The following is an 8,750-nucleotide window of genomic DNA, read 5'->3' as shown; positions in this document are numbered from 1 at the left end:
AGCCGCAGTCGTAGCCGCCTGGTCAGGCCACGACCAGCCCGACAGCCCCACCCGAAGGCCCGAAACGGGCATCACGTCACGTACCGCCCTCTCATGATCAACGGGCTTAGACACCACGATGATCACGAAGCCCGTGCCTGCTCAGCTATCCGCCCCAACCGGCCCTCCCCGACCAACCACACGCCTCCGGAACTTGCATCAGCCCTGACTCCGTGGTGCAGCTCGACGAGGAAAAGGGGAATAGATCACGCCGCTTGTCGAGCGATCCAACAAAGCTATTAAGGTCGGACGGTTGAACCGCTACCATGCTGACTTTACCACCGTGCGCCGATCCGATCGAAAAGCGCATGGAGAACGCGTACTCCCCTGAGCCTCAGGAGTCATCGTGATCATTCTAGCCTCTTACGCTGATTCCATTCCCTCCGGGAAGCATTCTTCACTCAAGGCACTGCGTTCCTTCCTACACTCATGGGTGCCGCCCCGAGTCGCACTGCATTTATTGCCCTTCTATCCCTCCGACGGCGACGATGGATTCGCCCCGTCGGACTGGTTCTCAGTCAATGCCGACTTGGGGGACTGGTCGGATATAGCCGACCTGGGAAACGATCGACACTTGATAGTGGATGGCATCTATAACCATGTGGGCTCCAGCCATCAGTTCGTGCGCGATTTCTTCGCCAGACCCCTGGAAAGCGGAGGTCAGTTATTTACAATGAAGCACGTATCACTGGCAGAATACCCTGCCGCCCCTCGCGGAGGCTCGGTAATGAGGCCGCACATCATTAACGGCGAGAAATGGTACATATGGCAGACCTTCACCGCAGACGCCTTCGACATCAACCTTGAGGACGACGAGGTGGTGACGGCTATTAAAAGGCATCTGCAATGGCTCAAGAGGCATAACGTGTGGGGGGTTCGTCTTGATGCGCCAGCCTACTATGGAAAGGAGCCGGGAGGGCGCCATCGGCACAGCCCGAAGTCCATCGCGCTGACACGCGACATGGTTGCCCGAGTTCGATCTTTTGGTTTGGCAAGCATAACGCAGCTCGACTGCGAGAAACGGTGCATCACATACTTCGAAGACCCTCACCCGAAAACTGATGCCATCATCGACTTCTCCTATCCGGCGCAGCTCGCCGCCTGCCTGCTTGAACGTGACCCCGACATCATCGTGAAGCATCTGAAGAGTACCTGGAACATCGGCCACAACCTTATCCGCTACCCACGATCACACGACGGGATATATCTGCGCTCCGACCTGACACCACCTCGGGTCATCGAATCACTGATCCGGGCCGCCGCCTGTGCCAATTTCCCGGTACGAGTCATAGACGACAGGATCTATGAAATCAACAGCAGTCTGCCTGCACTCCTCGAGGTCGACACTGCGAAGGAAAACGTCGAGGCACGCATAGATCTGGCGGTCGCCATCACCTCCCTGGCATCCGGATGGTGCTACCTCTACCTGCCCGCAGTACTTGGATTCTCCCCCGAGCAACTGGATCTGAGGTTCACGGATCCGCGGCGGCTGAACCGGGTTCCTATTCCCGATGCGAGCCTGCAGAACTTCGCCAGGATAGGGCGCCTACAACGCCTCAAACACATGCTGGACTTGCTCAGTTCCGTCAAAGGGAAGCTAGCATGCAAAGGTGATCTCGCGGCTGACGCCATCCACCGTATCGGTGCACACGGGCTGTGTATCCGACGGGAGCGTGGGCGATACACGTTAGTTGCCAACCTGCATGACCAGCAAGAACTCCAGCTGGACGACAGCGCACTGGGTGAGTCGATTTTCAGTCAGCGCTACTTCCGGCACGGGCTGGGTCCTCTCGGGTTTGCCATTTTCACACACGATCCAAATGTTCGACATATTGCCAGGCCGGAGTGATTCAGGATACACTTCTCCCGTGAATACAGGGACTAAATCTGTCTACGCGCTTGATATTGGCGGTTCATCTGTCAAGCATGGAATCGTCGAGGTCTCCGCCACGAGTGGAAGGATCACGGAGAAGGGTGATCCCGCTCTTATCCACTCACGTTCCTTCGATGACCTCCTGCATAGCGTCCGGCGATTGGTTACCGCATACGAGGAACGGGTGCGGCCGAACGGCTTCGATCTCGCCATTTGCACCACCGGATCCGTGACCCAGAATGGCGTCGTCCTCAAAGCAGGTCACTTCGAGGGCTATGAGAACGTGGACTGGGCCGCCTTGCTAATGCCAGACAACGCTGGCCTCACCTCCGTTCACGTGGTCAACGACGGCCGAGCTTCCACCTGGGCAGAGTTCGTGAGTCAACAGGACTCTGACTCACTCCTTCACGTGGTCGTCGGCACCGGCGTCGGAGCTGGCCTGGTCAGCCAGGGAAGACCATTGCTCGGAGAGCACGGTTTCGCCGGGTACCTCGGACACATGAAAGTTGCTCCGGCCGGCGACGTTGTCTGCAGCTGCGGAAACAAGGGGTGCATCGAAACAGTCGCTTCCGGGCCGGCTATCGTTCGGCACTACCACGACGCGGGTGGGGACCAGGCGATTGGTGATTTCCCGGCCGTGGTCAGCGCAGCACAGCAAGGCGACACCGCGGCCGAAGAAGCTTTGGAAGTCGCCGGCACCTGGCTGGGCCTGGGCATCAGCTACGCCATGAACCTGCTGAATCCAGGGCTTGTCACCATCGGGGGCGGCGTCGTGGAATCCACCACCTCCACAGACGCAGGCTTCGGCCTGTATGCCGATGCGGCCATTCGTGAAGCTCAGGCGAAGGCTCATCGCAGGGTGGCAACAGCCACTATCCGTCCGGGAAGCTTCGGGAACGAGGGAGGCATGATCGGAGCCGCACTCTTTTCTCTCTTCAAGGAGAGTGAAAACTAGATCATAGAACCGTGAGCGTGGCGCCGTCCTGTCGCTGATCAGGTGGCGCCCTGCCGATCTTGCCGCCATTGGCCTCCGATGGCCTGCGTGACGTCCCCTTATTCGGCTGACAGTCGGGAAATCGAGGACGCTCCGACCGAAATGAAAAGGCCGAGAATCACAAAACCGATCAGTTGTCCAAGGGTCAAAACGGCTGATGTGGCCGCACTTGCCGCGGAATCGCCAGCCGATTTAAGACCGAAGAACGACTCAACGGTCTCCCTCAGCGCTGTCAGCGCCAGCTGCGGCTTCCGCCTCAGATCGAACAACGCGTGGCAACTCGCGAGATACGCCAGCGCGTGCACCACCATGAGAATGAACGTCCACACTGCCAAGCGGCCCAAACTCTGCCCGAAGATACAACTGGCGCCCCATAGACGTAGCGCGAATCGACTCCTCAGGCTGGTGGAGCGGAGGAACCGCTCGCGCAGAAACTGCGCGTCCGCGATCTCTCTGCGTAGCACCTGGGAAATACCGCGCAGATCTTGCACCGGCTGTCGGAGCAGATTCGGACTAGTGGAATGCGATCCGAGCCAGTTCGTCTTCCCTGTCTGTGGTGGCCACGTACAGTCTACGACCGAAGTGTTCCACATGATGGCAGTGGACAAGCCGAGCGGCGTGAGATCGGATTCCTGGATCTCACTTACCGACAGATCGAGGCCGGTCGCGGTCGCCCGGCATGCGAACCGCTCGATCTTCACGTTCCGGATAGTCAGCTTACATAGCTCCCCTGCGCCAATGTCCACGTCGCGGAGAGCCCCTCCCGTCACCTGTGAGTCCTTCCACGTCAGAGAGGACAGGATGACGTCTTCCATCTTCAGATCATCTGCGATCACTTTGTCGACGGTCAGGGCACCTCCGCCTATGTGGGAGATTGAGACACGAGTTGCGGAAGAGTTCGTCAGTCGAGCCTTGTCAAGGCTGACGTTGCTTATGTCGACATCAATGAGCTTGCATTTGTTGACAGAGATCTCACTGAGATCGGCTCCGGCCAGCAGACAGCCAGACAAGCTGGCACCGCGAAGTACGGCACTGCTGAAGTCGGCCTGCCTCAGATCGCACTCCGCGAATTCAGCCTTCACGAGGCTGCAGTTCGAGAATATGGTGTTGTTCGCCTTGCAGTTCCGAAATGTGCTGCGATCGAGGTTGGCTGTGTCGAAGTTTGTCCCGCTCAAATCACAGGATTCGAACAGGATGCCGGAGAAATCGGTGTCGGCCAGGTCCGCCATGGTGAGATCAATCATTCGATCCTGGGTGGAGCAGTACTCCACCCAGGCAGCGGCTCCAGCCTGCAGCATGCTCAGAGCTTCGTGTGAGGCCACTTTCGTGTACCTTCCTCAGGCTGGCCAGTCCTTCAACGCGCCCTCGTAAACGCCCCGCGGCGGTATCCATGCGACTCCGGCCACCCAGCCTCCAGAAGTTCGAGCAGCACTCGGTGATCTCCGTCTCGTGCCGTGCTGAGTCCGGAAACAGATTCGAGGTACGCATCGCTGTAGCCAGGGTGCGTCACAATCTCGATGAGATCCGCTCCTTGCGAGGCCTTGTTCTCCACCATCTCCATGAGGACGTGCGCATCGAGATTACGTCCGGTCCATTCGCGGATGACGCTCACTGAGCCGGTGACTCCCTTCTGTTTCATGAGGGCCTCTGTCTCGCCCGGGTGACCTCGTACTTCAAGAGCGTACCGAGATGCTAGCTCCACGAAAACGGGGATGCACTCGGGGATCCTGCTCACTCCACGGTGACTGTCGATGTGAGTAGGGGAACCGCCTAATGCTTCGTTCGCCAGCTCGATCTGCCGCGACCACTCCAGTGCGACCTCGCTCGGTTCAACTCTCCCGATCTCCTCGCGTGCCCAGAACCGTCCGGTCTTCGGGTTGACCAGAGTGGGGATTTCCTTGGCCGGGCTCAGCGGGACTCCGCTGGTCAATTGGAGATGGACGCCGGCGACGCCGAGCAATTCCTGGACCCCCCAGTTCTTCATGCGTGTGCGAGAACCGTCGGCAGCCATCATCAGCGTGGTATTACTTGCAGCGTCGGAATCGAGCAGCTCACGGATCGAGCGGCAGATGCCGTCGGACAGTCCGAAGTCGTCTGCGTTGATCACAACAGATGTCACTTGTCCACCTCATGAGTCCCGATTAGTGCTATTCGATGCTGAGTGTGCTCGCCAGGAGCGCTGCGGCGCCCAGCAGCTGGGCTTTGCGTCCCAGCGTGGCTTTACGGATGCTGACGCGATTCCAGGCAAGCTCCCAGGAAAATCGACGTGCGTGCCCAATGACGGAGTCGGCAAACCCGTCGAGATCGGTTATCATCCCTCCGCCGAGCAGGATTCGGGGCGGGTGCGTGATCGTTATGACGGCGTTCAGTGCGAGCCCGAGATACTTTGCGGCGTCTTCCAGCACTGCCGTCGCTATGGGGTCGCGATCGCGTATGCCGGCATTCATCTGCTCATAGCTCAGCGAGGTCCATTCAGCATCAGATGCCGCCTGCAGAAAGCGACGGAACGCGGAGCTACTGGTTGTCGAAAGGCCGACCTTCCCGCGTTCCGCACGCAAAAGGCCGACCATGTTAGAACTCACCCATGGGCGGGAAGAGAAAACTTCCAAGGGCCCCCGGGATGCAAACGTTTCGTTGTACGCTCCGTCCGGCTGGACAATGAGTCGACCGAGGTGCCCTGCGGATCCTGCCCCTGCCAGTGGAGTCCCATCGATGAAGATCTTCGAGCCGATTCCCTCATCGACCAGCAGATAACAGAAATTCTTTCGGAGATCCGGATCTGCTCCTGCTGCCTCGCCCCCTCCGTACTGCACTTCTCCCACACCAATGCACTCGGTGTCGTGGTACAGATGGACGTGCGGGCCGCCGGCATCCATGACAACTTCACTGAAATTGATGCGTTCGAAAATTCCGAGACGCTTGGAGCTCAGTACCTCTTGAGTCCCGTTCAGAGTTCCGGGTAACGTGACGGCGACTCCGCGTGGTTGCATTCCGGGATTTCGTGTCGTGAAATGCCGGATACGGCGGGCAACCTCTTCCGCAAGGCGCGGGCCGGAATCTTCCCCTACGGCCTCCGGGGGGTCCCATTCCATGGAGGACTGCAATAACTGTGGGTTGCCGTCTCTCATCAGGACAGGTGTGAGCTGCCCCTGGTTGGATTCGAGCTTGATCACCAGAAGAAGGGCTTCCGACATTCCCGGTCCTCAGCTCCTCGGGCCGAAGGCTCTAGCCAGCCAGAGACAGTGCGAGAAGACACATTACGCCGACCGCGCTCTACTTGTCCGATGAACGAGAAAGTACGTCCCTCAGGCCTGAGTTCCGCAGCTGCGGTGGCGCTCTAGTACACGAAAATGCGGGTTGACCTGCGGGTATGCGTGAACACACGCCGGATCGGCGTGTGTCTAGGCGATGGCGTTCGCGCTGGTCAGGCGCTTGTGTCGGGTTCCAGGGTGATGATGCGCTTGGGCTCGGTGAGGCCGAGCTTGGCGAGGATGGCGCGCTGGGCTGGGGTGGTCTCGGTGCGCTGGCGGAAGGTTCCGGCGGGGCCGGCGAAGGTGCCCACGTGGATGCGTTCGAGTTCCTCGCGCAGGTTGAGCCAGGTGTCGTCGCAGGTGGTCTCGGCGATACGGATCAGGAGCAACGCGAGCCAGCAGAGTAGGACATGGGCGCGTATCCGGTCTTCCTTGCGGTGGTAGACGGGCCGCAGATCGATGATCGTTTTCATATCTCGCCAGCCGCGTTCAACTTCCAGCAGCTGCTTGTAGCCGGTCGCGATGTCCTCGGCGGACAGATGCGGGTCGCTGCACCGCAGCAGGAACTTGCCGTCCAGGCGTTCTTCGGCCTTGATGGCCGCCTTGTCGATGCGCAGCAGTCCGCCGGGGGTGGCGCGCAGGAACCGGTTCAGGCCGGGCTTGGTGGACAGCTTGCCGCGCAGTTCGGCGCGCCGGGTCGCGGTGAGCTTGTCGGAGTTCTTGATCTCCCCTTCGAGCTGGGTGATCAGGTCGGCGCGGATCGCGGCGTCGCGTGTGGCCTGGTCGGGGTTGTGGCAGATCACGAACCGGTCGGCGGTATCGGGGAGCTGGACCTGTTTGACCTGCATGTTGTCGGTGACGTGCGCGTAGCGGCCCTGGCGGGAGAGAGCGGCCTGGGCGGCGGGTGAGCCTGAGCGGATCTTCTCGCCCAGGATGTAGTGGCCGCCGGCGCGTTGCAGGAAGCGGCGGTTTTGCTCGGAGGCGAAGCCGCGGTCGGCGACCCACACGATGCGGGTGAGCTTCCACTCGCGCAGGTCCTCGCGGACCTGGCGGATCAGCGCCTGGTCGCCGGTGTTCCCCGGCCAGCTCCAGATCCGGATCGGGATGCCGGTGCGGGTAACGGCCATGCCGATGACGACCTGCGGCAGGTCCGGGCGGTGGTCCTTGCTCTTCCCGTACGCGCGGAACGACTTCATGCTCTCATCGCCATCGCCATCGCCATCGCCATCGCCATCGCCATCGCCGGTGCCGGTGCCGGTGCCGGTGCCGGTGCCGGTGCCGGTCAACTGCGGTGCGGTGGCTGTTTCTTCCTCGACACGGCGTCCGTGCTCGCCGCGGGCAATGGGGGTGTCTGGCTCGCCGGTCTCGAAGTAGGTGGAGGTGGTGTCGAAGAAGAGCAGGTCGACTTCGAGGTTGAGCAGGTCGGCGACCTGCCAGTAGACCTCCTCGGCGAGCTTGTCCTCGATCGCCAGGAGCCAGTCCATCGCCCGGTAGCAGGCGTCATCGTTGGTGGCAGCAAGGCCGGGGATGTGGGTGTCGTGCTCGATCCAGCGGGTGGCCGCCAGCTTGGAGCTGGGAGAAAGGGCCCGATTGGCGACCAGGGCGAACAGCACCCGCTCGGCGGCGGGGTCCAGGCGGCGTCCCTTGAGGAGCTTCTTCATGACGGTGTCGATGCCGATGCGATGCCACAGACCGTCCAGGGCGTGGGCGCCACCCATCGGCCGCGACGCGAGGAAGGTCAACTCCGAGCCGGAGGTGGCGCGCAGGGCGGCGGCCGGGTCCAGGAGTCTGGTCAGCGAGGCGACCAGGCGCTCGATGGCGGCGCGGTCCTCGCGGCCGAAGCTGTGCAGCACCTGCGGGCGGGAGGTGCCGGTGGCGGCATCCCACTCGTTGTGCGCCAGCTGCAGATAGCGCACGGTCGAGCCGTCCTTGTTCTTCCGCGTGGTCGCCCGAACGTACATGGTTCCAGACCATAACAGCATCAGGGCAGGTCAACGCACAGTAGTCGCATGAAACGTGTTACTAGGCGATTCTGGCCGTTCCACCAGACCGGAACCCCGTGAGCTGCGACAACACCCGCATCCGTGCCACGAACCAGCCATCAGCTGCGGAACCCCGGTCAGGGCTGATGCAAGTTCCCGAGGCATGCGGTTGGTCGGGGAGGACCGGTTGGGGCGGATAGCTGAGCAGGCACGGGCTTCGTGATCATCGTGGTGTCTAAGCCCGTTGATCATGAGGTGGCCCGTGCCTGCCGCAGTATCTTCCCCATCCCCGCTGTCCTGCTGAAGCTGGGTCCGCTGGACACGGACCGGCTCGCTGACCTGCGTCCCTACTTCGGCTCGGTGCCCGATCAGCGCTCATGGCGGGGCCCAAGGCATCGATTCTGGGCCGCTCGTTGTCCTGTTCTTTGTCCAGTGCGCCGATGACCGCCACCGTTCACTGCCGTACGCGCATCCGCTCTGACCTGCCACGCGAACGCCCACGGACGCCCCCGTACGGCCGCGCGGACAGTTGGAAAGCGTGTTGGGGGCAACCCCTCACGAGTTCGAATCTCGTATCCTCCGCAGCCGCCTGAACAGGCGAAACGAGGAGT

6 protein-coding genes are annotated in these 8,750 nt (G+C 61.3%); 2 read left to right on the top strand and 4 right to left on the bottom strand.

Going from position 1 to position 8,750, the window contains the following annotated elements:
- Positions 1–385: 385 nt before the first annotated feature.
- Both ACLZN2_RS10445 and ACLZN2_RS10440 read left to right on the top strand, forming a co-directional pair.
- On the top strand, positions 386–1,888 hold the full coding sequence (locus tag ACLZN2_RS10445) for an alpha-amylase family glycosyl hydrolase (RefSeq protein ID WP_416978078.1): 1,503 nt from the start codon (positions 386–388) through the stop codon (positions 1,886–1,888).
- A gap of 19 nt (positions 1,889–1,907) precedes the next feature.
- Complete coding sequence (locus ACLZN2_RS10440) at positions 1,908–2,867, top strand: ROK family protein (RefSeq protein WP_416978077.1); 960 nt, start codon at positions 1,908–1,910, stop codon at positions 2,865–2,867.
- Positions 2,868–2,965: 98 nt separating this feature from the next.
- On the opposite strand, the gene ACLZN2_RS10435 is transcribed toward ACLZN2_RS10440, so the two are convergent.
- The 4 genes from ACLZN2_RS10435 to ACLZN2_RS10420 all read right to left on the bottom strand — a co-directional run bounded on the left by ACLZN2_RS10435 (position 2,966) and on the right by ACLZN2_RS10420 (position 8,118).
- Positions 2,966–4,204: a pentapeptide repeat-containing protein gene (locus ACLZN2_RS10435; protein ID WP_416978076.1), complete on the bottom strand. Its 1,239-nt coding sequence runs from the start codon at positions 4,202–4,204 to the stop codon at positions 2,966–2,968.
- A 56-nt stretch (positions 4,205–4,260) separates the two neighbouring features.
- Positions 4,261–5,025, bottom strand: a complete 765-nt coding sequence (locus tag ACLZN2_RS10430; protein WP_416978075.1) for a carbohydrate deacetylase — start codon at positions 5,023–5,025, stop codon at positions 4,261–4,263.
- Positions 5,026–5,053: 28 nt separating this feature from the next.
- Positions 5,054–6,100: an ROK family protein gene (locus ACLZN2_RS10425; RefSeq protein ID WP_416978074.1), complete on the bottom strand. Its 1,047-nt coding sequence runs from the start codon at positions 6,098–6,100 to the stop codon at positions 5,054–5,056.
- Positions 6,101–6,330: 230 nt separating this feature from the next.
- The gene (locus ACLZN2_RS10420) at positions 6,331–8,118 is read right to left on the bottom strand and encodes an IS1634 family transposase (protein WP_416978073.1); all 1,788 of its coding nucleotides are present in this window, start codon (positions 8,116–8,118) and stop codon (positions 6,331–6,333) included.
- Positions 8,119–8,750 lie beyond the last annotated feature (632 nt).

This window comes from Streptomyces sp. T028, assembly GCF_048159505.1.
Classification (GTDB): Bacteria; Actinomycetota; Actinomycetes; order Streptomycetales; family Streptomycetaceae; genus Streptomyces.
Note: the sequence above shows the minus strand (reverse complement) of the source record. Positions and strands in the feature narration are given on the sequence as shown.

Coding starts and splice junctions, on each gene's coding strand:
- ACLZN2_RS10435 (WP_416978076.1), bottom strand. CDS start 4,204: ATGCTGCAGGCTGGAGCCGCTGCCTGGGTGGAGTACTGCTCCACCCAG.
- ACLZN2_RS10425 (WP_416978074.1), bottom strand. CDS start 6,100: ATGTCGGAAGCCCTTCTTCTGGTGATCAAGCTCGAATCCAACCAGGGG.
- ACLZN2_RS10420 (WP_416978073.1), bottom strand. CDS start 8,118: ATGTACGTTCGGGCGACCACGCGGAAGAACAAGGACGGCTCGACCGTG.